This is a genomic window from Burkholderia sp. BCC0097, assembly GCF_902832985.1.
Classification (GTDB): domain Bacteria; phylum Pseudomonadota; class Gammaproteobacteria; order Burkholderiales; family Burkholderiaceae; genus Burkholderia; species Burkholderia orbicola.
Genome location: NZ_CADFDM010000006.1, coordinates 474,769 through 497,747, shown reverse-complemented (window position 1 = coordinate 497,747; position 22,979 = coordinate 474,769). Strand labels below are relative to the sequence as shown.

The following is a 22,979-nucleotide window of genomic DNA, read 5'->3' as shown; positions in this document are numbered from 1 at the left end:
GGCGGCCGGGCCGCCCCTATGCCGGGGAATGTAGCACGCCCCGCGCAGAGGGGGTGGGCGCGGCGTCAAGCCGCGCGAAGCGTCCGCCGGCGATGCTCGCGACGCGGCCAGCCAGCTCCAGTGCGAGCAGCGCGCCATGCAGCACGTCGTCGGACAGGCCGCTGTGCTCGGCCAGCCATTCGTACGTCACGGGGCCGTATCCCAGCGCGGCGAGCACCGCCTGTTCCGACGGGGTGCCCGGTGGAGTGGCTTCGATTGAGGCCGGTGCGGTGGTCGCGGCAGGGCGACCCGCTTGCGCGATGCCGGCAGTTTCGGGTTCGCGGATCTCGGCGGCATTCGCGCCCTGATTATCGGTTCGCATCGCGCCGCTCGTTGCGCGCGCCACCGGTTCGCCCAGCCCGTATTCCTCGAGCACATCGAGCGGCGCCGCGGTGAGCTTCGCGCCGTCGCGGATCAGCGCGTGGCAGCCCTGCGCGAGCGGGGCATGGATCGAACCGGGTATCGCGAACACATCGCGCCCCAATTCGTTCGCGAGCCGCGCGGTGATCAGCGAGCCCGAGCGCGGGGCGGCCTCGACGACGAGCGCGCCGATCGCGAGCGCGGCGATCAGCCGGTTGCGCTGCGGGAAATGCGCGGCGCGGGCCGGCGTGCCGAGCGGCCATTCCGACACGATCGCGCCGTGTGCGGCGATTTCGTGGGCGAGCGCGCGGTGTCGCGCCGGGTAGACGAGATCGGCGCCCGTCGCGATCACCGCGACGGTGCCCGAGCGGCCGTCGAGCCCGCCACGATGCGCGGCGCCGTCGATCCCGAGTGCGAGGCCCGAGACGATCGTGAGGCCCGCGTCGGACAACGCGTTGGCGAAATCCGTGGCGTCGGCGAGCCCCTGCGGCGTCGCATGGCGGCTGCCGACCACCGCGAGGCCGCGTGCGTGCAGCAGGTCGAGTCGCCCCTTTACATATAGCAGCGGCGGCGGATCGTGCAGATCGCGCAGCCGCGGCGGGTAGGCCGGATCGCTCAGCGTGACGAGCACGTTGCCCGGCCCGTCGAGCCATGCGAGCGCGGCGTGGGTGCGCATATCGAGATCGTCGCGCTCGCTCGCACGCACGGCCTGCGCGGCAGCGGGGCTACTCACGGCGGCGATCGCCTCGTCGGGCGCGCGCAGTAACGCGTCCGGCGAGCCGAAAGCCGCGAGCAGCACCTGCAGCACGGCGGGCGAGAGGCCGGGCGCATGCGCGAGTTGCAGCCAGGCGCGCAGCGCGGCGGGCGTCAGCGCTTGCGGGGACATGAGGCGGCCCTCGAATGCGGCGGCCAGCGGAGCGCGTGGCGCCATGATAAAATTTTCATCATCCGAAATACTCGACAGGGCCGTGCGCGCAGGCACGCGGCCGATTGCAGGAGGCGCGATCCGCGGCATTGATATGCCACGCATCCGCCTCATCTTCATTGCATCCCGGCGGCGGCGCCAGCCGGCCGGATGGCCGATGCGGCACGCCGCTCCACCGAATACCGAACACCATGGCATTGCTCAATATTCTTCATTACCCCGACAAGCGGCTGCACAAGGTCGCGAAGCCCGTCGACAAGGTCGACGACCGGATCCGCAAGCTCGTCGCCGACATGGCCGAGACCATGTATGCGGCGCCCGGCATCGGCCTGGCGGCCACGCAAGTCGACGTGCACGAGCGCGTGATCGTGATCGACGTCTCCGAAGAGAAGAACGAGCTGCGCGCGTTCATCAACCCGGAGATCGTGTGGTCGAGCGACGCGAAGCAGACCTATGAAGAAGGCTGCCTGTCGGTGCCCGGCATCTACGACGAAGTCGAACGCCCCGACCACGTGCGCGTGCGTGCGCTCAACGAGCAGGGCGAGACGTTCGAGCTCGACTGCGAAGGCCTGCTCGCCGTGTGCGTCCAGCACGAGATGGATCACCTGATGGGCCGCGTGTTCGTCGAATATCTGTCGCCGCTCAAGCAGACGCGCATCAAGACGAAGATGAAGAAACTCGAACGCGCGATGTGATGCGCGTGCGCCCAGCCCGACCCCGAACGCTGTCATGACCCATACGTTGCGCGTGATTTTTGCCGGCACGCCGGAATTCGCCGCGGCTGCCCTTGCCGCGATCCACGAGGCCGGTTTCCCGGTGCCGCTCGTGCTCACCCAGCCTGATCGCCCGGCCGGGCGCGGGATGAAGCTTCAGGCGAGTGCCGTGAAGCGCTACGCCGTCGAGCACGGGATGGCCGTCGCGCAGCCGCCGTCGCTGCGCCGCGCGGGCAAGTACCCGGCGGAGGCGGCCGACGCGATCGAGCTGCTGCGCACGACGCCGCACGACGTGATGGTGGTGGCCGCGTACGGCCTGCTGCTGCCGCAGGAAGTGCTCGATATCCCGCGCGCCGGCTGCATCAACATTCACGCATCGCTGCTGCCGCGCTGGCGTGGCGCCGCGCCGATCCATCGTGCGATCGAGGCAGGCGACGCCGAGACGGGCGTCACGCTGATGCAGATGGACGTCGGCCTCGACACCGGCGCGATGATCGAGGCGGCGCGCATCGCGATCGCGCCCGACGATACGACCGCGACGCTGCACGACCGCCTCGCCGCCGCCGGCGCGCGGCTGATCGTCGACGCGCTCGTGCGGCTCGAGCGCGACGGTGCGCTGCCGGCGACGCCGCAGCCGGCCGACGGCGTGACCTACGCGGAAAAGATCGGCAAGCACGAAGCGGCGCTCGACTGGCGCAAGCCGGCCGACGTACTCGCGCGCCAGGTGCGTGCGTTCGACCCGTTCCCGGGCGGCGTCGCGACGCTCGACGGCGCGGCCATCAAGCTGTGGGCGGCCGAGCCCGTGGCGGCGCATGGCACGATCGCCAACGCGGCACCCGGCACGATCATCGAAGCCGCGCCGGACGGCGTGGTGGTCGCATGCGGCAGCGGCGCGCTGCGCGTCACCCAGCTGCAGAAGCCCGGCGGCAAGCGGCTGCCTGCACGCGAATTCCTCGCCGGTTCGCCGCTCGCCGCCGGCCAGCGTTTCGCGCTGCCCGACGTCGACTGACAGGCCTGAGCGCCATTCGACCCGGTCTGCCGGCTCGGCGCAACTGGCCGGACGGCCGAGTCGCGCGCGGCGGCAGGCACGCGTAGAATTTCCCTGCGCTCCCCGGTTTCGAGGTTTTCATGTTCGGCATCACCCATTTCGGCTTCTTCGTGTTCGCGGTTTTCCTGCTGAACATCACGCCCGGCCCCGATACGGCCTACATCGTGGGCCGCAGCGTCGCGCAGGGGCGCGGCGCGGGGCTGATGTCGGCGTTCGGCATTTCGGCCGGCTGCTGCGTTCACGCGCTCGCCTGCGCATTCGGCCTGACCGCGCTGCTGGCCGCGTCGGCCACCGCGTTCACGGCGATCAAGCTGGTCGGCGCCGCGTACCTGATCTATCTCGGCGTGCGGATGATCATCGCGAAGCAGGCCGCCGCGCCGTCGGGCGCCGCAGCCGCGCAGGCCGCGGCCGCCAAGCCGCTGCGCCAGCTGTTCATGCAGGGTTTCTGGACCAACGTGCTGAATCCGAAGGTCGTGCTGTTCTTCGTGTCGTTCTTCCCGCAGTTCGTGTCGGCCGACAGTCCGCACAAGGCCTGGGCGTTCCTGACCCTCGGCGCGGTGTTCGTCGCGATGAGCACGGTCTGGACGAGCCTGGTCGCGTGGGTGGCAGGCAGCGTCACGCAGCGCTTTTCCGGCAAGCCGGGCGTCAGGAAGTGGCTCGATCGCACGGTCGGCAGCGCTTTCGTCGGCCTCGGCCTTCGTCTGGCAGCTTCGCAACGCTGAGATTGAATTTTTTCGGCAAGCCCTTATCTAACAAATCGCTTACAATTTTCCGCCGTGCCCAGTGATGCGCGGCGGGTCCCCTGACGGATAAGGAGTGGGTATGTTCAATTGGGTCAAAACGGCGATGCTGATGGCCGCGATCACGGCCCTGTTCATCGTGATCGGCGGGATGATCGGCGGCTCGCGCGGCATGACGATCGCGCTGCTGTTCGCGCTCGGCATGAATTTCTTCTCGTACTGGTTCTCGGACAAGATGGTGCTGCGCATGTACAACGCGCAGGAAGTCGACGAGAACACGGCGCCGCAGTTCTACCGGATGGTCCGCGAGCTGGCTACGCGCGCGAACCTGCCGATGCCGCGCGTCTACCTGATCAACGAGGATGCGCCGAACGCGTTCGCGACGGGCCGCAACCCCGAGCACGCGGCGGTCGCCGCGACGACGGGCATCCTGCGCGTGCTGTCGGAGCGCGAGATGCGCGGTGTGATGGCGCACGAGCTCGCGCACGTGAAGCACCGCGATATCCTGATCTCGACGATCACTGCGACGATGGCGGGCGCGATCTCGGCGCTCGCGAACTTCGCGATGTTCTTTGGCGGGCGCGACGAGAACGGCCGGCCGGCCAACCCGATCGCGGGGATCGCGGTCGCGCTGCTCGCGCCGATCGCCGGCGCCTTGATTCAGATGGCGATTTCGCGGGCCCGTGAGTTCGAGGCCGACCGCGGCGGCGCGCAGATTTCCGGCGACCCCCAGTCGCTCGCCACCGCGCTCGACAAGATTCATCGCTATGCGGCGGGCATCCCGTTCCAGGCGGCCGAGGCGCATCCTGCCACCGCGCAGATGATGATCATGAACCCGCTGCACGGCGGCGGCCTGCAGAACCTGTTCTCGACGCACCCGGCCACCGAGGAGCGCATCGCGCGCCTGATGGAGATGGCGCGTACCGGCCGCTTCGAGTGACCCTCGGCAACCCGCGCGGCCGCCGCCGCGTGGGGCCGCCCCGCCACCCCGCATGCTTCGCGCTGCGGGGTGTTTCGTTTGTGCGCGCCGTAAAGGGGCCAAAGGGCCAGCATGGCCGCACGCTACAATGCGCGGTTTGGGATCGCCGGGCCATCTGGCGGTTGCGATCCCGCCGTTCGTCGTATTTGTTTGCCGCACCTGATTGCCGCGCCTGCTTGCCGATTCCGCACCGATGACACGACCCCGTTCTTCCGCTCCGACTTCTTCCGGCCGCCCGGCGCGCCTGGCTGCGCTGCACCTGGCGCCCGATTCGCTCGGCTTCGCGCTCGACGCGGCCGCGCAGGCGGTCGACGCGGTGCGACGCGGCACCGCGTTGCCGGCGGCGCTGTCGACGGTATTCGCGCAGATGCCGTCCGGTGCGCAGGCGCTCGCGCGCGGCGCGACGCAGGACGTCGCCTACCGGACGATGCGTCGCCTCGGCAGCGCGGACTGGCTGACCGGCAAGTTCGTCAGCAAGGCGCCGCCCGCGCACGTGCACGCGGTGCTCGCCGGCGCGTTCGCGCTGCTGCTCGACCCGCCTGACGAGGCAGCGTACCCGGCGTTCACGGTGGTCGACCAGGCCGTCACCGTCATCGGTGCGCGCCGCGAATTCGCGTTCGCGAAGGGGATGGTCAACGCGGTGCTGCGCCGTTTCCTGCGCGAGCGCGATGCACTCGTCGCCGCGATGCAGGACGACCCGGTCGCACGCTGGAACTACCGCGCGTGGTGGGTCGACGCGGTGAAGCGAGCATGGCCCGACGCGTGGCAGGCGATTCTCGCGGCCGGCGAGCATCAGGGGCCGCTGACGTTGCGTGTGAATGCGCGCCGCGCGAGCGTCGATGCGTATCTCGACACGCTGCGTGTGAGCGGAATCGACGCGACTGCGATCGGCCGACACGCGGTGCGGCTCGCGTCGGCGCTGCCGGTGGAGCGCATTCCGGGCTTCGCCGACGGCGTGGTGTCGGTGCAGGACGCCGGCGCGCAGCTCGCGGCCGAATGGCTCGGCGCGCGCGACGGCATGCGCGTGCTCGACGCGTGCGCGGCGCCCGGCGGCAAGACCGGCCATATTCTCGAACTCGCCGACGCGGAAGTCGTGGCGCTCGAAAGCGACGCGACGCGCGCGGCGCGCATCGGGGAGAATCTCGTGCGCCTGTCGCTCGCGGCGAACGTGTGCGTCGGCGATGCGGGCGCGCCGGACACCTGGTACGACGGGCGTCCGTTCGATCGCATCCTGGCCGACGTGCCGTGCTCGGCGTCCGGCATCGTGCGGCGGCACCCCGACATCCGCTGGCTGCGCCGCGAGGCCGACATCCCGGCGCTGGTCGCGGAGCAGCGTCGCATCCTGTCGGCGCTGTGGCCGCTCGTGAAACCGGGCGGCGAACTGCTTTACGTGACCTGTTCGATCTTCCCCGAGGAAGGCGAATTGCAGGCCCGCTGGTTTGAAGCGGCCTGTGAAGATGCGGTACGATTGGACGCCCCCGGCCAACTGCTGCCGGGCAGCGTGCAGGGACGGGCGGCCGCCGGCGCACTCGACCAGAACACCGATCACGACGGATTTTTCTACGCGCGGTTTCAGAAACGGTGACGATCAAACACCTTTTTCCCTTTCGGCTCGCGGCCGTCTTGCTGGTCGCGTTGACGCTGTGCCTGGCCGTCGTCCGGCCGGCGCATGCCGAATCGATCGCCGTGCAGCGCGCATCGCTCCAGTCCGACGGCAGCGGCTGGAGCCTCGACGCGCGGTTCGACTTCGAGCTGAATCCGAACCTCGAGGATGCCGTCAACAAGGGCATCCCGCTTTACTTCACGACCGACTTCGAGTTGAGCCGCGCGCGCTGGTACTGGTTCGACGAGCAGCCGGTGGCGGTCACGCAGACGATCCGCCTGTCGTTCCAGCCGCTCACACGCGAGTACCGCGTGTCGACGGGCGGCCTGCAGCTCGGCTTCCCCTCGCTGAAGGATGCGCTCGCGGTGGTCCGCCACATCACGTCGTGGCACGTGATCGACCGTAACCAGGTGCGGGCGGGCGAAACCTACACGGCGTCGGTGCGGATGCAGCTCGACACGGCGCTGATGCCGAAGCCGTTCCAGGTCGATGCCGTGAACAACCGCGACTGGACGCTCGGGTCGGACTGGAAGCGCTTCAACTTCACGGTGACCGAACGTGCTAAATAAAGTACGCCGCGCGGCCAGCGGGAAGAGCCTCCTCATCCGCGTGATCGTCTCGACGGTCGCGATCACCGCACTGCTGCTGCTCGTGCTGCTCGCGGCCGCGAGCGCGAACACCGAATTCTTCGACCGCTACTACTCGTGGCTATACGCGACCAACATCATCGTCGCGCTCGTGTTCCTGCTCGTGGTGCTCGGGCTGATCGGGATGATCGTCGTGCGGCTGAGGAAGGGCAAGTTCGGCACGCGGCTGCTCGCGAAGCTCGCGGTGTTCTTCGCGCTCGTCGGCGTGGTGCCGGGCGGGATCATCTACATCGTGTCGTACCAGTTCGTGTCGCGCAGTATCGAGTCGTGGTTCGACGTGAACGTCGAGACGGCGCTGACGGCCGGGCTGAACCTCGGCCGCGGGATGCTCGACGCGTCGCTGTCCGATCTGCAGACCAAGGCGCGGCTGATGTCCGACCAGCTCGCGAGCGTCGATGCGAACACGAACGGCACGACGCTCACGCTGTTGCGGTTGCGCGACCAGTTCGGCGTGCAGGACGCGACGATCGTCGAGCCGAGTCGCGGCGGCTCGGGCGCCGCGCCCGACCTGCACATCGTCGCGCAGGCGTCGGGCAACTTCGCGGCGCTGATTCCGGACGACCTGCCGACGCCGCTGATGCTGAGCCAGGCGCGCGAACACGGCGCGTATGCGGCGATCGAGGGCGAGGTCGACGGCGACCCGCGCGCGCATGGCGCGAAGGGCGCGCTGCGGCTGCGCGTCGTGCGACCGATTCCGGACGCGACGACGTCGCTGCTGCAGCCGGCGGAGCGGTTCCTGCAGCTCACGCAGCCGGTGCCGCCCGGGCTCGCGCACAACGCGGACGCCGTGCAGCGCGCGTACCGCGAGTACCAGGAAAAGTCGCTCGGCCGTACGGGCCTGCGCAAGATGTACATCGGCACGCTGACGCTCGCGCTGTTCCTCGCGACCTTCATCGCGATGATGCTCGCGCTCGCGCTCGGCCAGCAGCTCGCGCGGCCGCTGTTCCTGCTCGCGCAGGGCACGAAGGAGATCACGGAAGGCGACTACACGCCGAAGCGCGAGATCAAGACGCGCGACGAGCTCGGCTTCCTCACGCAGTCGTTCAACGCGATGACGCGCCAGTTGTCCGAGGCGCGGCTCGCGGTCGAGAAGAACCGCATCGCGCTCGAGCATTCGAAGACGTATCTCGAGAGCATCCTCGCGAACCTGACGGCCGGCGTGTTCGTGCTCGACCGCCAGTTCCGGCTGACGACGGCCAATCGCGGCGCCGAGCGGATCTTCCGGCAGCCGTTCAATTCGCTGATCGGCACGACGCTCGACCGGATCGGCGTGGCCGCCGGGTTCGGCGCGATGGTGCGCAAGGCGTTCGCCGATCGCGAGGCGGCGTCCGACGGCGGCAGCGGCGATCGCGGCCACTGGCAGCAGCAGTTCGCGATCGAGGTGCCGGGCGAAACCGATCCGCTGACGCTGCTCGTGCGCGGCACGCGGCTCGTGTCGACGGTCGAGGGGCAGGCCGACGATCCGCAGACGTCCGGCTACGTCGTCGTGTTCGACGACATCTCCGACGTGATTTCCGCGCAGCGTTCGGTCGCGTGGGGCGAGGTCGCGCGGCGGCTCGCGCACGAGATCAAGAATCCGCTGACGCCGATCCAGCTGTCGGCCGAGCGGCTGCAGATGAAGCTGTCGGACAAGCTTGCGCCGCCCGACGCGGACGTGCTCAAGCGCGGCGCGACGATGATCGTGAACCAGGTGGCCGCGATGAAGCGGATGGTCGACGATTTCCGCGAATACGCGCGCACGCCGCCGGCGGTGCTGGCGAACCTGCAGTTGAACGAACTGGCGAGCGAGGTGCTCGGGCTGTACGGCGTCGGCGAAGGCAAGAACCCGATCGTCGCGGAACTCGCGCCGTCGCTGCCGGTGATTCGCGGCGACGCGACGCAATTGCGCCAGGTGATTCACAACCTGCTGCAGAATGCGCAGGATTCGGTCGCGGAGTCCGCGCATCCGCGTGTGTTGATCGAAACCAAGACAGTAGAATATGGCGACCCCGACGCCGAGGGCAAAACGCGCGTCGCGGTACGGCTTACCGTGTCCGACAACGGGCCCGGTTTTCCGGCACGCATCCTGACCCGCGCGTTCGAGCCTTACGTGACGACGAAGGCGAAGGGCACGGGGCTCGGGCTGGCCACGGTCAAGAAAATCGTTGACGAGCACGGCGCGCGGATCGATCTGCGCAATCGCATGCACGGCGAGACCGTCGAGGGTGCGCAGGTATCGATCCTGTTCCTGCAGATGGCGAGCGATACGCCAGGCGCCGAACCGGGTGCACAGGACGGGACGACTCCCGCCAAGACAAAAGCAAGTGAGCAGACAAAGGCAGCGTAAATGGCAACCATCCTGGTGGTAGATGATGAAATGGGCATCCGGGAATTGCTCTCGGAGATCCTCAGCGATGAAGGACATGTCGTCGAGGCGGCGGAGAACGCGCAGGCCGCGCGGGAATACCGGCTGAATCAGGCGCCCGATCTCGTGCTGCTCGATATCTGGATGCCCGATACCGACGGCGTCACGCTGCTCAAGGAATGGGCGGCACAGGGGCTGCTGACGATGCCCGTGATCATGATGTCCGGGCACGCGACGATCGATACCGCCGTCGAGGCGACCAAGATCGGCGCGCTCGATTTCCTCGAAAAACCGATCGCGCTGCAGAAGCTGCTGAAGTCGGTCGAGCACGGTCTCGCCCGCGGCGCGGCGCCGGTGTCCGCGAACGCGGCGGCGAAGGCGGGCGGCGGGCAGGCCGCGGGGCCGGCGGCGGTCGCGTCCGCGGCGGCGCTGCCGACGCTGGGCGACGACATGGCGTCGGCGCTCGGCCTCGCGGGCCAGACGGCGGCGATCCCGTTCGACATCCCGTTGCGCGAAGCGCGCGATGCATTCGAGCGCGCGTACTTCGAGTATCACCTCGCGCGCGAGAACGGCAGCATGACGCGCGTCGCGGAGAAGACGGGCCTCGAGCGCACGCACCTGTATCGCAAGCTCAAGCAGCTCGGCGTCGAGCTCGGCAAGAAGCCGTCCGAAGGCGCGCTGTAAAATATTTTGCGAAAGCACTTGCCTGGGGGCGGATAGCTCGATATACTTTCATTCTTCGTTGGCCCGGTAGCTCAGTTGGTAGAGCAGCGGATTGAAAATCCGCGTGTCGATGGTTCGATTCCGTCCCAGGCCACCAGCATTTAAAACCCCAAGAATCGGAAGGTTCTTGGGGTTTTTCGTTTGTGGTGGGTATCGCGTGTCGTGGGCGACGGGCCCGGCAGCATTCGCCGGGGCATGATAAAATCCGTGCCCGCTCAATGACTTAGCGCATCGCTTCATGCGCATGGCAGGCTGCCCGCGGCGCGCCTGTCGTGGCGCGCGGCAACGATGCCGCGCGATGAGCGGTATAAGCGCGCCGCCGCATTCGCGGCCAACCGCGCTGCCTATACTGGTCGAGCCGGCGCAGGCCGGTCGCGTCGGGCCGCCCGGCGGCAGCCGGCCTCGGGGCGCAGTGCGACGCGAGCCTACACATTCACGGAGTATCACGGTGATTCGGACAGACGCTAAAGACGGCGCGCTCGTGTTGTTTTCCGGCGGGCAGGATTCCGCCACGTGCGTGGCATGGGCCCTCGAACGCTACCAGACGGTCGAGACGCTCGGCTTCGATTACGGCCAGCGTCATCGCGTCGAACTCGAGTGCCGCGAAGGCGTGCGCGAAGCGCTGAAGCACAGGTTTCCGGCGTGGTCGGACCGGCTCGGCGACGATCACATGATCGACCTGTCGGTGCTCGGCGCGATCAGCGATACCGCGATGACGCGCACGATCGAGATCGAGATGACGGCCAACGGCCTGCCGAACACGTTCGTGCCGGGCCGCAACCTGATGTTCATGACGATCGCCGCGGCGATCGCCTATCGCCGCGGGCTGCGCGTGCTGGTCGGCGGGATGTGCGAGACCGATTTCTCGGGCTATCCCGACTGCCGCGACGACACGATGAAGGCGCTGCAGGTCGCGCTGAATCTCGGGATGGATACGCGCATGGTGCTCGAGACGCCGCTGATGTGGCTCGACAAGGCGCAGACCTGGCAGCTCGCCGAACAGCTCGGCGGCGACGCGCTCGTCGAACTGATCCGCGTCGAGACGCACACGTGCTACGTGGGCGAGCGCGCGGAACTGCACGACTGGGGCTTCGGCTGCGGCGAATGCCCGGCCTGCAAGCTGCGCAAGCGCGGCTACGAGGCTTACCTGAAGGGCGAGCGGGTGACCGAAGCGCCGCTGTGATGCGGCTCGCGCGGGCAGCGCTTGATGGACAACGGATTCTGATCGACAACGAGCGGCGCGAGCCGGACGAAGCACGATGACTTACGCGGTCAAGGAAATTTTCTACACGTTGCAGGGCGAGGGCGCGAATGCGGGCCGGCCGGCCGTGTTCTGCCGGTTCGCCGGCTGCAACCTGTGGTCGGGCCGCGAAGAGGATCGTGCGGAGGCCGTGTGCCGCTTCTGCGATACGGATTTCGTCGGCACCGACGGCGAGAACGGCGGCAAGTTCAAGGACGCCGCCGCGCTCGTCGCGACGATCGCCGGCCTGTGGCCGGAGGGCGAAGCGCACCGCTTCGTCGTCTGCACGGGCGGCGAGCCGATGCTGCAACTCGACCAGCCGCTCGTCGACGAGCTGCACGCGGCCGGCTTCGAGATCGCGATCGAGACGAACGGTTCGTTGCCGGTGCTCGACACGATCGACTGGATCTGCGTGAGCCCGAAGGCCGATGCGCCGCTCGTCGTCACGAAGGGCAACGAACTGAAGGTCGTCGTGCCGCAGGACAACCAGCGGCTGGCCGACTACGCGAAGCTCGATTTCGAGTATTTCCTGGTCCAGCCAATGGACGGCCCGTCGCGCGACCTCAACACGAAGCTCGCGATCGACTGGTGCAAGCGTCATCCGCAGTGGCGGCTGTCGATGCAGACCCACAAATATCTGAACATTCCCTGAGCCACGGCTTTTGACATCGTGCTGATTACCCGAAAACTCGAATTCGACGCGGGCCACCGCATTCCCGATCACCGCAGCCAGTGCAGGAACCTGCACGGCCATCGCTACGTGCTCGAAATCACGCTGCGCGGCGATCTCGTCGATACCGAGGGGGCACCCGACCGCGGCATGGTGATGGATTTCGCCGACGTGAAGGCGCTCGCGATGGAGCACCTCGTCAGCAAGTGGGACCACGCGTTCCTGGTCTATGCGCGCGACGAGGTCGTACGCTCGTTCCTCGAGCAGATGGCCGACCACAAGACGGTCGTGATCGACCGGATCCCGACCGTCGAGAACCTCGCGGCGATCGCGTTCGACCTCCTCGCGAACGTGTACGACGCGCACTACGGCGTGAACCTGCGCCTCGAGCGCGTGCGGCTGTACGAAACGCCCAACTGCTGGGCCGACGTTGAGCGCCAGCCCGGCCGCTGATCCTGCCTGCCCCCGCAGCCCGCCGTCCGGCGCGGGCTGCCCGTCGCCGCGCACCGCGGCCTCGTCTCCCTCCGTCCCGCGTCGGTACGGCTTCCCCCCGTCGGTTCCCGCATCGAGCGCCCGCCGCGCTATGATCGACGTGCCGCACCGAAAAACGCTCGCGCGAGCCATTGCGCGGCCCGCGCTGTCAGATCGGCCGTCCCGGGCCGACTCACGTTCTCCGGCGCGCGATCTGCCGCCGCCACCGTGCTTCGGTTGCCCGGCGGCGTGTATTCCGCTTTCCGCTGCGCCTGTTGCTTGTCCCGTTCGATTGCCGTTCCGTTCCGGAGGCCGTATCGATGAGCACGCTCACCAATTCCCTCAAACAACGCCTGCGCGACGGTGACGAGCCGCTATACGGCCTGTGGCTGTCGCTCGGCAGCGACTCGGCCGCGGAAGCGCTCGCGCACGCCGGTTACGACTGGCTCTGCATCGACATGGAGCATGCGCCGAACGACAGTCGCGACGTGGCGTCGCAACTACGTGCGATCGCCGCGGCGCATCTGCCGAGCGAGCCGGTCGTGCGCGTGCCGGCGCGCGAGCCGTGGCTCGTGAAGCGCGCGCTCGACGCCGGGGCGCGCACGCTGATGTTCCCGTGTATCGAGACGCCCGACGACGCCGCGCACGCGGTGCGGCTCACGCGCTTCCCGTCGCCCGAATCGCCCGACGGGCTGCGCGGTGTCGCGGGCATGGTGCGCGCGGCGGCGTTCGGCATGCGCCGCGACTACCTGCAGACGGCGAATGCGCAAGTCGCTGTGGTCGTGCAGGTCGAATCGGCGCGCGGCGTCGACGAAGTCGAGCGGATCACGGCGACGCCCGGCGTCGATTGCCTGTTCGTCGGCCCGGCCGATCTCGCGGCGAGCCTCGGGCATCTCGGCGACATCCGCCATCCGGACGTCGAAACCGCGATGGCGCGCGTGCTCGCGGCCGGCAAGCAGGCGGGCGTCGCGGTCGGCATCTTCGCGGGCGACACGGCGGCCGCGCGCCAGTATCGCGACGCCGGTTACCGGATGATCACGGTGTCGGCCGACGTGAGCTGGCTATTGCGTGCGACGCGGCAGGCGTTGCAGGAGGTACGGTCATGAATGGCGCAGACGGTGCGTGCCGCGGGCGCGCGCGGATCGGGACGATGATCGGCCTGTGGGCCGTGTGGGCGGTGGCTGCCGCGCAGGGCGCGCCGCAAGCGAAGCCCGACCCGTCGCGCGAGACGCAATCGGCGGTTGCCGACTACAACGCCGGCGACTATCGCGCGGCGCTGGTGCAGTTCCACGATGCGGCCGAGCGCGGCGATCGCCTCGCGCAGTTCAACTACGCGATGATGCTGCTGACGGGCGAAGGCGTGACGGCGAACGTCGACGAAGGGCTGCGCTGGCTCAAGCGCGCGGCGGACGCGAACATGTCGCACGCGCAGTACGTGTACGGCCGGATGTTCGACGATGGCGAGTTCGTCGCGCGCAATCCGGCGGAAGCGCATCGCTGGTTCCTGCGCGCCGCGAAGCAGGGGCACGTGCAGGCCGAGCTGTCGCTCGCGAACCAGTTCCTCGACGGGCGCGGCACGCCGCGCGACAACCGGCAGGCGTTCGCCTGGTACAAGCAGGCCGCCGACGCGGGCGAGCCGACCGCGCAGTACGTGACGGCGTCGTTCTACGAGCGCGGCGGCGACGGCGTCGCGCAGAACCTGAACATCGCACGTGCGTATTACGCGGCGGCGGCCGCGCAGGGCGACGAGACGGCCGGGATGAAATTCAAGGAACTGAGCGCGCGGCTGAAGGCGCCGGGGCCGGCATCGGGCGCCGGCGCGGAGCAGGGCAAGCCGCACGCGCCGTCGCAGTAGGCGGCCGCATTCGGCGCATCCAGTGAAAAACGGCGCCGGGGCGCCGTTTTCGTGTGCCGCGGAGCGGGGCCGCGATCAGCTCTTCATCAGCCGCCGCTGCCGCCCGACGCTCATGATCATCCCGATCGCGATGCCGAGCGTCGTGAGCGCGGTGCCGCCATAGCTCATGAACGGCAACGGCACGCCGACGACCGGCAGCACGCCGCTCACCATCCCGATGTTGACGAACGCGTAGACGAAGAACGCGAGCGTGAGCGAGCCCGCCAGCAGCCGGCCGAACAGCGTCGCGCCCTGCGCGGCGATGTAGAGCCCGCGCGCGATCAGCGCCATGTACAGCGTCAGCAGCACGAGCCCGCCGGCGAGCCCCCATTCCTCCGAGAACACCGCGAAGATGAAGTCGGTGTGCTTTTCCGGAATGAATTCGAGGTGCGCCTGCGTGCCTTTCAGGTAGCCCTTGCCGAGCACGCCGCCCGAGCCGATCGCGATCACGGCCTGGATCGTGTGGAAGCCCTTGCCGAGCGGGTCGGAGGTCGGGTCGAGCAGCGTGCACACCCGGTGTTTCTGGTAGTCGTGCATCAGCGGCCACTGTACTTCGGGCTGGCAGATGCGTTCCTCGAACACGGCGATCGAGCCGACCGCGAGCACGCCCGCGACGAGCACCGGCACGATCAGCTTGAACGACAGGCCGGCGAGGTAGATCACGAAGAAGCCGGCCGCGAACACGAGCAGACCCGTGCCGAGGTCGGGCTGCTTCGCGATCAGCCCGACCGGCACCAGCAGGATTCCGAACGCGGCGATGAAGTCGTACCAGCGCAGCCCGCCTTCGCGGCGCTGGTAGTACCACGCGAGCATCAGCGGCGTCGCGATCTTGAGGATTTCGGACGGCTGGATCACGACGCCGACGTTCAGCCAGCGCTTCGCGCCCTTCTTGGTCATCCCGAACAGCGCGACCGCAATCAGCAGTGCGACCCCGAACGTGTAGAGCGGGACCGCGAAGCGCATCAGCGTGGTCGGCGGGATGTTGGCGATCACCCACATCAGCACGAACGTCAGCAGGATGTTGCGCAACTGGTCCTCGACGCGGCCCGGCATGTCGATCGACGCGCTGTACAGCGTGACGATGCCGACGCACAGCAGCAGGAACACGATGAGGGCGAGCGGGCGATCGAAGCCCGCGAACATCTGCTTGATCTTGTCGAGCCAGGCGCGCTTGTCGAATTGCATGCCTTTCTCCGTTAATGAGCGGTGCCGGCGTTCGCCGCTTTCGCGGGGGCCGTCGCACGATGGTTGTCGTCCCGCGGCGCGGCGGCGACCGGCTGCGCGTCGCTGGCGGGCCGGCGCGGCCGGTGCGGGCGCCGGATCGGCGGCAGGCTCGCGGCCATCGGCGCCGCGGCGCTCGCGTCGGCCGGCGCCGTGGCGCTGGCGCCAGCCGCACCCAAGGCGCCCGAGGCTCCGGACGCGGCCGATGCCGCCTCGGCCGCGCTGGCCGCCGACGGCACGACCGGCTGCGGCAGCGCGGTGAAGCCAGCCGCGATCGTGGCCGGCTTCGACGTGTCGCCGACCACCGGCGCGCTCACCGGCTCGGTCGCCGACGCCGCGGCGGCCACGGCCGCGGCCTCGTTCTTCGGGTTCTGGCGCTCGACCAGGTAGTAGTCGAGCACGCGGCGTGCGATCGGCCCGGCGGCCTGCGCACCCCAGCCGCCGTTCTCGACGACCAGCGCGACGGCGATCTGCGGATGGTCGACCGGCGCGTATGCGATGAACAGCGCGTGGTCGCGCAGGTGTTCGGCGAGCAGGTGGCCCTTGTAGTTCGAACCCTGCAGCGAGAACACCTGCGCGGTACCGGTCTTGCCGGCGGCGAGGTACGGCGCGCCGCGGAACACCTTGTACGCGGTCCCGGACGGGTTCTCGATCACGTTCTCCATCCCGCGCTTCACGACGTCGATGTCGGCCGCCTTCAGCGGGATCACCTCGCTTTCCTTCGGCACGGTCAGGTGGCGCGCCCGCGAGATCGGGTCCTCGACTTCCTTCACGAGGTGAGGCTTCATCACGACGCCGTTGTTCGCGAGCGTTGCCGTGGCGTGCGCGAGCTGCAGGATCGTGAACGAGTTGTAGCCCTGGCCGATCCCGAGGCTGATCGTCTCGCCGTCGAACCACTTCTGCTGCGCGGCCTTCTTGAACGCCTTCTTCTTCCAGTCGGTCGACGGCAGGATCCCGCGCGCCTCGCCCTGGATGTCGATCCCGGTGATCTGGCCGAAGCCGAACGGCTTCATGAAGTTCGCGATCGCGTTCACGCCGAGGTCGCGCGCGAGCATGTAGAAGTAGGTGTCGTTCGACACCATGATCGCCTTGTTCATGTCGACCCAGCCCTGGCCCGAGCGCACGTCGTTGCGGAACGTGTGGCCGCCGAACGTGAAGTAGCCCGGGTCCTGGAAGCCCCAGCCCGGCGTGCGCTTGCCGAGCGTGAGGCCCGCGAGCGCCATGAACGGCTTGTACGTCGAGCCGGGCGGGTAGGTGCCGTGCAGCGGGCGGTTCAGGAGCGGCTTGTCGGGCGAGTTGTTCAGCTCGTCCCAGGTCTGCTGGTCGATGCCGTCGACGAACGAATTCGGGTCGAAGCTCGGCGACGATACGAACGCGAGCACGTCGCCCGTCTTCGGCTCGATCGCGACGAGCGCGCCGCGCTTGCCGGCGAACGCCTGCTCGGCGACCTGCTGCAGCCCGATGTCGAGCGACAGCACGAGATTGTTGCCGGGCGTCGCCTGCGTGCGCGACAGCGTGCGCACCGGCCGGCCGCCGGCCGTCACCTCGACTTCCTCGAAGCCCGTCAGCCCGTGCAGCTCGGTCTCGTAGCTCTGCTCGACGCCGATCTTGCCGATGTAGTCGGTGCCCTTGTAGTTGTTCGCGTCGCGGCGCGGATCGTAGTGCTCCTGGTCGCTGTCGTTGTCGTCGCTCATCGCGTCGATGCGATCCTGGTCGCGCTTGGAGATCCGGCCGATATAGCCGATCACGTGCGCGGCCGTCATGCCGAGCGGGTACTGGCGGAACAGCCGCGCGCGCACGTCGACGCCGGGGAAGCGGAAGCGCTGCGCGGTGAAGCGCGCGACTTCGGCGTCGGTGAGCCGCGTGCGGATCGGCAGGCTCTCGAAATTCTTCGAGTCTTCCTGGAGCTTCTTGAAGCGGCGGCGGTCGCGGGCGTCGATCGGGATGATCTCGGACAGCTTGTCGATCGTGTTGTCGAGCGTGTCGTCGAGCTTCGACGGCGTGATCTCCAGCGTGTACGCCGAGTAGTTCTTCGCGAGGATCACGCCGTTGCGGTCGGTGATGATCCCGCGGTTCGGCACGATCGGCGCGACCGAGATGCGGTTTTCCTCGGCCTGCAGCGCGTATTTGCCGTGCTGCATCAACTGCAGGTAGAAGAAGCGGCTCGCGAGCAGCCCGAAGCAGACGAACACGAACACGCCCGCCGCCGCGACGCGCAGGCGGAACCTCGAGAGCTGCTGTTGGGTGTCGTTGAATTCGGTCATTTAAGGGCAATCTGGCCCGCGCGCGGACGCGGGCGAGGTGCCGCCCCGGAGCGCGGCGCGCGGCGGGCGTGGGGGCGGCGGGTATTCAAGGTTGGTCCGGCTCAGATCGGGCGCGTATCGTCCGGGTCGACCGGGCGGCGTTGCGGCATCAGCAGCAGGTGGCTCGCGATCGGCCACAGCGCAGCTTCGACGAAACCGTCGACGAGATAGCGCCAGCCGGGGAACGCGGCGCCCATCAGCAGGCGGATCACGAACGGCACGAGCTGCGCGGCGACCAGCAGCGGCGTCACGTACAGCACCTGCACGCCGATCGGCATCCACAGCACGCGGCGGTGGATCGTGATCGCGCCGTACGACAGCAGCGTATAGGCGAGCGCGTGCTCGCCGAGCAGCCCCGCGTCGTGCACGTCCATCAGGATGCCGAGCGCGAACGCGACGCCCATCCCGACCTTGCGCGGCTGGTGGATGTTCCAGAACAGCAGCACGAGCGCGACGAAATCGGGCACGCCGGGCAGGCGGCCCCACGGCATCAGGTTCAGCAGGAACGCGGCGGCGAGGCTGAAGACGATGAAGTACGGATTGACCGGCTGCAGGATGTATTGCGGGCGGTTCATCGCTGGGCTCCTGATTGCCCGGCCGTGGGCTTCGCGGGCGCGGCGGCGGGCTGGGCCGGCGCGGCAGGCGCCGCGGGCGCCGGCTTCGCACCGGGCTGGGCCGCGGCGGCCGGCTTCGCGTTCGCGTCGGCCTTGTCGGTTTTCTCGGCCTTCTCGCCCTTCGCGGCGGCTTTCGCGCCCTTCTTGCCTTTCGCGTTCTTCTCGGCGGCGGGATCGGGCTCGGCCGGGCGCGGCGGGATGTCATTGCGGTAATGCAGCACGAGCATCTGGCGCGCGCCGCGCACGGCCGCGACCGGCGCGCAGGTCACCCGGGCGAACGCGGTATCGGCGAGCTTGTCGACGCGCACGACCTTCGCGACCGGCAGGCCGGGCGGATAGACGCCATCGAGGCCGCTCGTGATCAGCTCGTCGCCGGCGACGAGATCCGCGCTGGTCGGCACGAAGCGCAGGTCGAGCGAATCGCCCTTCGGCGTGCCGTAGATCACGCTGCGCAGGCCGGTGCGCAGCACCTGCACGGGAATCGCGAGATCGCGGTCGGTGACCAGCGTGACTTCGGATTGCAGCGGGAACACGCGCGTGACCTGGCCGATCACGCCGTCCTCGCTGACGACGGGCGAGCCGTCCTGGATGCCTTGCTGCGAGCCTTGCCCGACCACGATCTTCTGCGTGAACGGATCGCTCGTGTCGTACTGGATCTCGACCGGCGTCGATTGCGTCGCGATGTGCTGGCGCAGTTCAAGCACCGCACGCAGGTGCGCGTTCTCCTGCGTGAGCACGGCGGCCTGGTTGGCCTGCGTGGACAATTGCAGGTTGCGCTTGCGGAGATCGTCGTTTTCGTGGCGCAGCGCCGCGCCGGTGACGGCGAGGTCGGCCGCGCCCATGAACAGGTCGCGCGGCACGAGCGCCGCGCGTTGCAGCGGGTAGAGCACGGTGCCGAGCACGCCGCGCACGATTTCGAGCGTGCTGAAGCGCGCGTCCGACACGAGGAGCGCGATGGCGAGGGCGACGAAGAAGATGAGCCGCGCGAGCGCGGGCGGACCTTGCTTGAAGAGGGGCGGCGGACTGTATTCCATGGTCGGCGCCGGGCGCGTGTGATCGGTTAAATAATGCTCAGACGCGCAAACGGCGCGGCGGTTCGTTCTGAACGAGCGATCCGGCCACGCCGCGGGTGCGTCATATCAAACGGGACTGCCTAGGCGATCACTGGGCGATCACTCGTACGAGAAGATGCTGCCCAGCTTGTCCATGCGCTCGAGCGCCATGCCCGAACCGCGCACGACGCAGGTCAGCGGATCTTCCGCGACGAGCACCGGCAGGCCGGTTTCTTCCGCGAGCAGGCGATCGAGGTCGCGCAGCAGCGCGCCGCCGCCCGTCAGCATCATCCCGCGTTCGGCGATGTCGGCGCCGAGTTCCGGCGGCGTCTGTTCGAGCGCGATCTTCACCGACGACACGATCTGGTTCAGCGGATCGGTCAGTGCTTCGAGGATTTCGTTGCTGGAGATCGTGAAGCTGCGCGGGATGCCTTCCGACAGGTTGCGGCCCTTCACTTCCATTTCCTTGACTTCGGAGCCCGGGAACGCGGAGCCGATTTCCTTCTTGATCGCCTCGGCGGTCTGCTCGCCGATCAGCATCCCGTAGTTGCGGCGGATGTAGTTGACGATCGCCTCGTCGAACTTGTCGCCGCCGACGCGCACCGAGCCCTTGTAGACGATGCCGCCGAGCGAGATCACACCGACTTCGGTCGTGCCGCCGCCGATGTCGACGACCATCGAGCCGGTGGCTTCCGAGACCGGCAGGCCCGCGCCGATCGCGGCCGCCATCGGCTCCTCGATCAGGTAGACCTGCGACGCGCCGGCGCCGTGCGCCGCTTCCTTGATCGCGCGGCGCTCGACCTGGGTCGAGCCGCACGGCACGCAGATGATGATGCGCGGCGACGGCGAGAACATGCGCGACTCGTGGGCCGTCTTGATGAACTGCTTGATCATCTGCTCGGTGACGGTGAAGTCGGCGATCACGCCGTCCTTCATCGGGCGGATCGCCTCGATGTTGCCCGGCACCTTGCCGAGCATCTGCTTGGCTTCCTTGCCGACCGCCTGGATCGTCTTCTTGCCGTTGGGGCCGCCTTCCTGGCGGATCGACACGACGGACGGCTCATCGAGCACGATGCCCTTGCCGCGCATGTAGATCAGGGTGTTTGCGGTGCCGAGGTCGATCGCGAGATCGTTGGAGAAGTAGCTGCGCAAAAAACCGAACATTCAGAATCCTGTTTCGCTCTGGGCCGGCCCTGCATAGCGAGCGCTGAGGGCGGCAGCGGAAAAAATAACAGCCTCGGGAAGCGTGGCGGAAGCGGCCGCCGCGGCGCACGAAGCTGCGAGTGATGTCTACCGGGGATCGCACGAAGCACGCACGGCTTGCCGAAGCAGGGCGAAACGGTGCGGGAAAAGGCTGCCGGGTTTGGGTCGAACGCGTAATGATACCTTATAATTTCACGGTATTTGAATCGAAACGGGCGGTATTTTTGCCGCTTCGGCCCCGATTTTTGAGGGTGGGATCGCACCCTCCAACCCCCCGCCGCAGTGCTGCTTTCGATGCACTGCGCAGCCTTGTTTTTCCGGTGATCGCATGGCCCTGACCCTGACCGATGTGAAACGCATCGCGCACCTGGCGCGACTCGAAATGGCCGACGCCGACGCCGAGCACATGCTCGGCCAGCTCAATGAATTCTTCGGCCTCGTCGAACAGATGCAGGCGGTCGACACCGCCGGCATCGCGCCGCTCGCCCACCCGATCGAACAGATCCAGGAAGTCGCGCAGCGCCTGCGCGACGACGCCGTGACGGAAGTCGTCAATCGCGACGACAACCAGCGTCCGGCGCCGGCCGTCCAGGACGGCCTCTATCTCGTGCCGAAGGTGATCGAGTAAGCATTCGATGACAAGCGCGCCGGCCGTCCAGCGCCGCGCGCCACCCAGAATTCCCAGGAAAACCACTCAATGCACGCAAAAAGCCTGACCGAACTGCGCGCCGCGCTCGCCGCCAAGGAATGCTCGGCCGTCGAGCTCGCGCAGCACTATCTGAAACGGATCGACGCCGCGCGCGACCTGAACGCGTTCGTCCACGTCGACGCCGACCTCACCCTCGCGCAGGCGAAAGCCGCCGACGCCGAACTCGCGCGCGGCGCGGGCGGCGCGCTCACCGGCCTGCCGATCGCGCACAAGGACGTGTTCGTCACGCGCGGCTGGCGCTCGACCGCCGGCTCGAAGATGCTCGCGAACTACGAGAGCCCGTTCGACGCGACCGTCGTCGCCCGCCTGCAGGCGGCCGGCATGGTCACGCTCGGCAAGACCAACATGGACGAGTTCGCGATGGGCTCGTCCAACGAGAATTCGGCGTTCGGCGCGGTGAAGAACCCGTGGGACACGAACGCAGTGCCGGGCGGCAGCTCGGGCGGCAGCTCGGCGGCCGTCGCCGCGCGCCTCGCGCCAGCCGCGACCGGCACCGACACCGGCGGCTCGATCCGCCAGCCCGCGTCGTTCGCGGGCGTGACGGGCATCAAGCCGACCTATGGCCGCGTGTCGCGCTACGGGATGATCGCGTTCGCGTCGTCGCTCGACCAGGGCGGCCCGATGGCGCAGAGCGCGTCCGACTGCGCGCTGCTGCTGAACGCGATGGCCGGCTTCGACGAGCGCGACTCGACGAGCCTCGAGCGCGACGACGAAGACTTCACGCGCCACCTCGGTCAGCCGTGGGCGGCCGGCAACGACGCGGCCAAGCCGCTCGCGGGTCTGCGCATCGGCTTGCCGAACGAGTATTTCGGCGCGGGCCTCGCCGACGACGTGCGTGCGACGATCGATGCGGCGCTCAAGCAATACGAAGCGCTCGGCGCGACGCTCGTGCCGGTGTCGCTGCCGAAGACGGAACTGTCGATCCCCGTGTACTACGTGATCGCGCCGGCGGAAGCGTCGTCCAACCTGTCGCGTTTCGACGGTGTGCGCTTCGGCCACCGCGCCGCGCAGTACGGCGATCTGCTCGACATGTACAAGAAGTCGCGCGCGGAAGGCTTCGGGCCTGAAGTGAAGCGCCGGATTCTCGTCGGCACCTACGTGCTGTCGCACGGCTACTACGACGCGTACTACCTGCAGGCGCAGAAGATCCGCCGCATCATCGCGAACGATTTCCAGGAAGCGTTCAAGTCCTGCGACGTGATCATGGGCCCGGCTTCGCCGACGGTCGCATGGGATCTCGGCGCGAAGGGCGACGATCCGGTGCAGATGTATCTCGCGGATATCTACACGCTGTCGGTGAGCCTCGCGGGCCTGCCCGGCATGAGCGTGCCGTGCGGCTTCGGCGCGGGCGCGAACGCGAAGCGCCCGGTCGGTCTGCAGATCATCGGCAACTATTTCAACGAAGCCCGGATGCTGCAGGTCGCCGACGCGTTCCAGCGCGCGACCGACTGGCACAAGCAAGTTCCGGCGGGGGTGTAAGC

The 22,979-nt window shown here is 68.4% G+C and carries 21 protein-coding genes and 1 tRNA gene; 16 read left to right on the top strand and 6 right to left on the bottom strand.

From position 1 onward, the window contains the following. Positions 1 to 16 precede the first annotated feature (16 nt). Positions 17 to 1,330, bottom strand: coding sequence for a DNA-processing protein DprA (gene dprA / locus HWX07_RS22710; protein WP_175877749.1), 1,314 nt, complete (start codon positions 1,328 to 1,330; stop codon positions 17 to 19). A 185-nt stretch (positions 1,331 to 1,515) separates the two neighbouring features. Between dprA and def the strand changes: the two genes are divergently transcribed. From def to HWX07_RS22640, 14 genes are all read left to right on the top strand, one after another. Further along, positions 1,516 to 2,019: a peptide deformylase gene (gene def / locus HWX07_RS22705; RefSeq protein WP_006485794.1), complete on the top strand. Its 504-nt coding sequence runs from the start codon at positions 1,516 to 1,518 to the stop codon at positions 2,017 to 2,019. 34 nt (positions 2,020 to 2,053) lie between these two features. Next, positions 2,054 to 3,046, top strand: coding sequence for a methionyl-tRNA formyltransferase (fmt, locus tag HWX07_RS22700; protein WP_175877748.1), 993 nt, complete (start codon positions 2,054 to 2,056; stop codon positions 3,044 to 3,046). 119 nt (positions 3,047 to 3,165) lie between these two features. Next, the gene (locus HWX07_RS22695) at positions 3,166 to 3,807 is read left to right on the top strand and encodes a LysE family translocator (RefSeq protein WP_175877747.1); all 642 of its coding nucleotides are present in this window, start codon (positions 3,166 to 3,168) and stop codon (positions 3,805 to 3,807) included. A 100-nt stretch (positions 3,808 to 3,907) separates the two neighbouring features. After that, complete coding sequence (gene htpX, locus HWX07_RS22690; RefSeq protein ID WP_011546484.1) at positions 3,908 to 4,765, top strand: zinc metalloprotease HtpX; 858 nt, start codon at positions 3,908 to 3,910, stop codon at positions 4,763 to 4,765. 232 nt (positions 4,766 to 4,997) lie between these two features. Further along, positions 4,998 to 6,389 (top strand): 16S rRNA (cytosine(967)-C(5))-methyltransferase RsmB, encoded by a 1,392-nt coding sequence (gene rsmB / locus HWX07_RS22685; protein ID WP_175877746.1) that lies wholly within the window; start codon positions 4,998 to 5,000, stop codon positions 6,387 to 6,389. Beyond that, on the top strand, positions 6,386 to 6,976 hold the full coding sequence (locus tag HWX07_RS22680) for a DUF4390 domain-containing protein (protein ID WP_006477467.1): 591 nt from the start codon (positions 6,386 to 6,388) through the stop codon (positions 6,974 to 6,976). Before rsmB ends, HWX07_RS22680 begins: the two co-directional genes overlap by 4 nt. Next, complete coding sequence (gene esaS / locus HWX07_RS22675; RefSeq protein ID WP_175877745.1) at positions 6,966 to 9,380, top strand: sensor histidine kinase EsaS; 2,415 nt, start codon at positions 6,966 to 6,968, stop codon at positions 9,378 to 9,380. Before HWX07_RS22680 ends, esaS begins: the two co-directional genes overlap by 11 nt. Further along, positions 9,381 to 10,082, top strand: coding sequence for a response regulator transcription factor EsaR (gene esaR / locus HWX07_RS22670; protein ID WP_006495385.1), 702 nt, complete (start codon positions 9,381 to 9,383; stop codon positions 10,080 to 10,082). Between the two features lie 60 nt (positions 10,083 to 10,142). Then, a tRNA-Phe gene (locus tag HWX07_RS22665) sits at positions 10,143 to 10,218 on the top strand. A 351-nt stretch (positions 10,219 to 10,569) separates the two neighbouring features. Next, entirely contained in the window at positions 10,570 to 11,304 is a 735-nt protein-coding gene (queC, locus tag HWX07_RS22660; protein WP_062911126.1) for a 7-cyano-7-deazaguanine synthase QueC, read from the top strand. Positions 11,305 to 11,380: 76 nt separating this feature from the next. Further along, a complete protein-coding gene (queE, locus tag HWX07_RS22655) occupies positions 11,381 to 12,013 on the top strand; it encodes a 7-carboxy-7-deazaguanine synthase (protein ID WP_175877744.1) in 633 nt (210 codons plus the stop codon). A gap of 18 nt (positions 12,014 to 12,031) precedes the next feature. Further along, complete coding sequence (gene queD / locus HWX07_RS22650) at positions 12,032 to 12,484, top strand: 6-carboxytetrahydropterin synthase QueD (RefSeq protein WP_006482561.1); 453 nt, start codon at positions 12,032 to 12,034, stop codon at positions 12,482 to 12,484. Positions 12,485 to 12,822: 338 nt separating this feature from the next. Then, the gene (locus tag HWX07_RS22645) at positions 12,823 to 13,608 is read left to right on the top strand and encodes an aldolase/citrate lyase family protein (protein ID WP_175877743.1); all 786 of its coding nucleotides are present in this window, start codon (positions 12,823 to 12,825) and stop codon (positions 13,606 to 13,608) included. Next, entirely contained in the window at positions 13,605 to 14,357 is a 753-nt protein-coding gene (locus tag HWX07_RS22640; protein WP_175877742.1) for a tetratricopeptide repeat protein, read from the top strand. The genes HWX07_RS22645 and HWX07_RS22640 overlap by 4 nt, the downstream gene beginning before the upstream one ends. 75 nt (positions 14,358 to 14,432) lie before the next feature. On the opposite strand, the gene rodA is transcribed toward HWX07_RS22640, so the two are convergent. The 5 genes from rodA to HWX07_RS22615 form a co-directional block, all read right to left on the bottom strand. After that, the gene (gene rodA / locus HWX07_RS22635; RefSeq protein ID WP_175877741.1) at positions 14,433 to 15,581 is read right to left on the bottom strand and encodes a rod shape-determining protein RodA; all 1,149 of its coding nucleotides are present in this window, start codon (positions 15,579 to 15,581) and stop codon (positions 14,433 to 14,435) included. Positions 15,582 to 15,592: 11 nt separating this feature from the next. After that, a complete protein-coding gene (gene mrdA, locus HWX07_RS22630) occupies positions 15,593 to 17,881 on the bottom strand; it encodes a penicillin-binding protein 2 (RefSeq protein WP_175877740.1) in 2,289 nt (762 codons plus the stop codon). Between the two features lie 101 nt (positions 17,882 to 17,982). Continuing rightward, on the bottom strand, positions 17,983 to 18,495 hold the full coding sequence (gene mreD, locus HWX07_RS22625) for a rod shape-determining protein MreD (RefSeq protein ID WP_006477476.1): 513 nt from the start codon (positions 18,493 to 18,495) through the stop codon (positions 17,983 to 17,985). Further along, a complete protein-coding gene (gene mreC / locus HWX07_RS22620) occupies positions 18,492 to 19,568 on the bottom strand; it encodes a rod shape-determining protein MreC (RefSeq protein WP_175877739.1) in 1,077 nt (358 codons plus the stop codon). Before mreC ends, mreD begins: the two co-directional genes overlap by 4 nt. A 138-nt stretch (positions 19,569 to 19,706) precedes the next feature. Beyond that, positions 19,707 to 20,750, bottom strand: coding sequence for a rod shape-determining protein (locus HWX07_RS22615; RefSeq protein WP_004189550.1), 1,044 nt, complete (start codon positions 20,748 to 20,750; stop codon positions 19,707 to 19,709). Positions 20,751 to 21,117: 367 nt separating this feature from the next. On the opposite strand from HWX07_RS22615, the gene gatC reads away from it, so the two are divergent. Both gatC and gatA read left to right on the top strand, forming a co-directional pair. Continuing rightward, positions 21,118 to 21,417, top strand: a complete 300-nt coding sequence (gene gatC / locus HWX07_RS22610) for an Asp-tRNA(Asn)/Glu-tRNA(Gln) amidotransferase subunit GatC (RefSeq protein WP_006477478.1) — start codon at positions 21,118 to 21,120, stop codon at positions 21,415 to 21,417. Between the two features lie 69 nt (positions 21,418 to 21,486). After that, positions 21,487 to 22,977: an Asp-tRNA(Asn)/Glu-tRNA(Gln) amidotransferase subunit GatA gene (gene gatA / locus HWX07_RS22605; RefSeq protein WP_175877738.1), complete on the top strand. Its 1,491-nt coding sequence runs from the start codon at positions 21,487 to 21,489 to the stop codon at positions 22,975 to 22,977. Positions 22,978 to 22,979: the final 2 nt, after the last annotated feature.

Excerpts from the sequence above, each read along its gene's own strand:
- dprA (WP_175877749.1), bottom strand. The coding sequence starts at position 1,330 with ATGGCGCCACGCGCTCCGCTGGCCGCCGCATTCGAGGGCCGCCTCATG.
- def (WP_006485794.1), top strand. The coding sequence starts at position 1,516 with ATGGCATTGCTCAATATTCTTCATTACCCCGACAAGCGGCTGCACAAG.
- fmt (WP_175877748.1), top strand. The coding sequence starts at position 2,054 with ATGACCCATACGTTGCGCGTGATTTTTGCCGGCACGCCGGAATTCGCC.
- HWX07_RS22695 (WP_175877747.1), top strand. The coding sequence starts at position 3,166 with ATGTTCGGCATCACCCATTTCGGCTTCTTCGTGTTCGCGGTTTTCCTG.
- htpX (WP_011546484.1), top strand. The coding sequence starts at position 3,908 with ATGTTCAATTGGGTCAAAACGGCGATGCTGATGGCCGCGATCACGGCC.
- rsmB (WP_175877746.1), top strand. The coding sequence starts at position 4,998 with ATGACACGACCCCGTTCTTCCGCTCCGACTTCTTCCGGCCGCCCGGCG.
- esaR (WP_006495385.1), top strand. The coding sequence starts at position 9,381 with ATGGCAACCATCCTGGTGGTAGATGATGAAATGGGCATCCGGGAATTG.
- queE (WP_175877744.1), top strand. The coding sequence starts at position 11,381 with ATGACTTACGCGGTCAAGGAAATTTTCTACACGTTGCAGGGCGAGGGC.
- HWX07_RS22645 (WP_175877743.1), top strand. The coding sequence starts at position 12,823 with ATGAGCACGCTCACCAATTCCCTCAAACAACGCCTGCGCGACGGTGAC.
- HWX07_RS22640 (WP_175877742.1), top strand. The coding sequence starts at position 13,605 with ATGAATGGCGCAGACGGTGCGTGCCGCGGGCGCGCGCGGATCGGGACG.
- rodA (WP_175877741.1), bottom strand. The coding sequence starts at position 15,581 with ATGCAATTCGACAAGCGCGCCTGGCTCGACAAGATCAAGCAGATGTTC.
- mrdA (WP_175877740.1), bottom strand. The coding sequence starts at position 17,881 with ATGACCGAATTCAACGACACCCAACAGCAGCTCTCGAGGTTCCGCCTG.
- mreD (WP_006477476.1), bottom strand. The coding sequence starts at position 18,495 with ATGAACCGCCCGCAATACATCCTGCAGCCGGTCAATCCGTACTTCATC.
- mreC (WP_175877739.1), bottom strand. The coding sequence starts at position 19,568 with ATGGAATACAGTCCGCCGCCCCTCTTCAAGCAAGGTCCGCCCGCGCTC.
- HWX07_RS22615 (WP_004189550.1), bottom strand. The coding sequence starts at position 20,750 with ATGTTCGGTTTTTTGCGCAGCTACTTCTCCAACGATCTCGCGATCGAC.
- gatC (WP_006477478.1), top strand. The coding sequence starts at position 21,118 with ATGGCCCTGACCCTGACCGATGTGAAACGCATCGCGCACCTGGCGCGA.
- gatA (WP_175877738.1), top strand. The coding sequence starts at position 21,487 with ATGCACGCAAAAAGCCTGACCGAACTGCGCGCCGCGCTCGCCGCCAAG.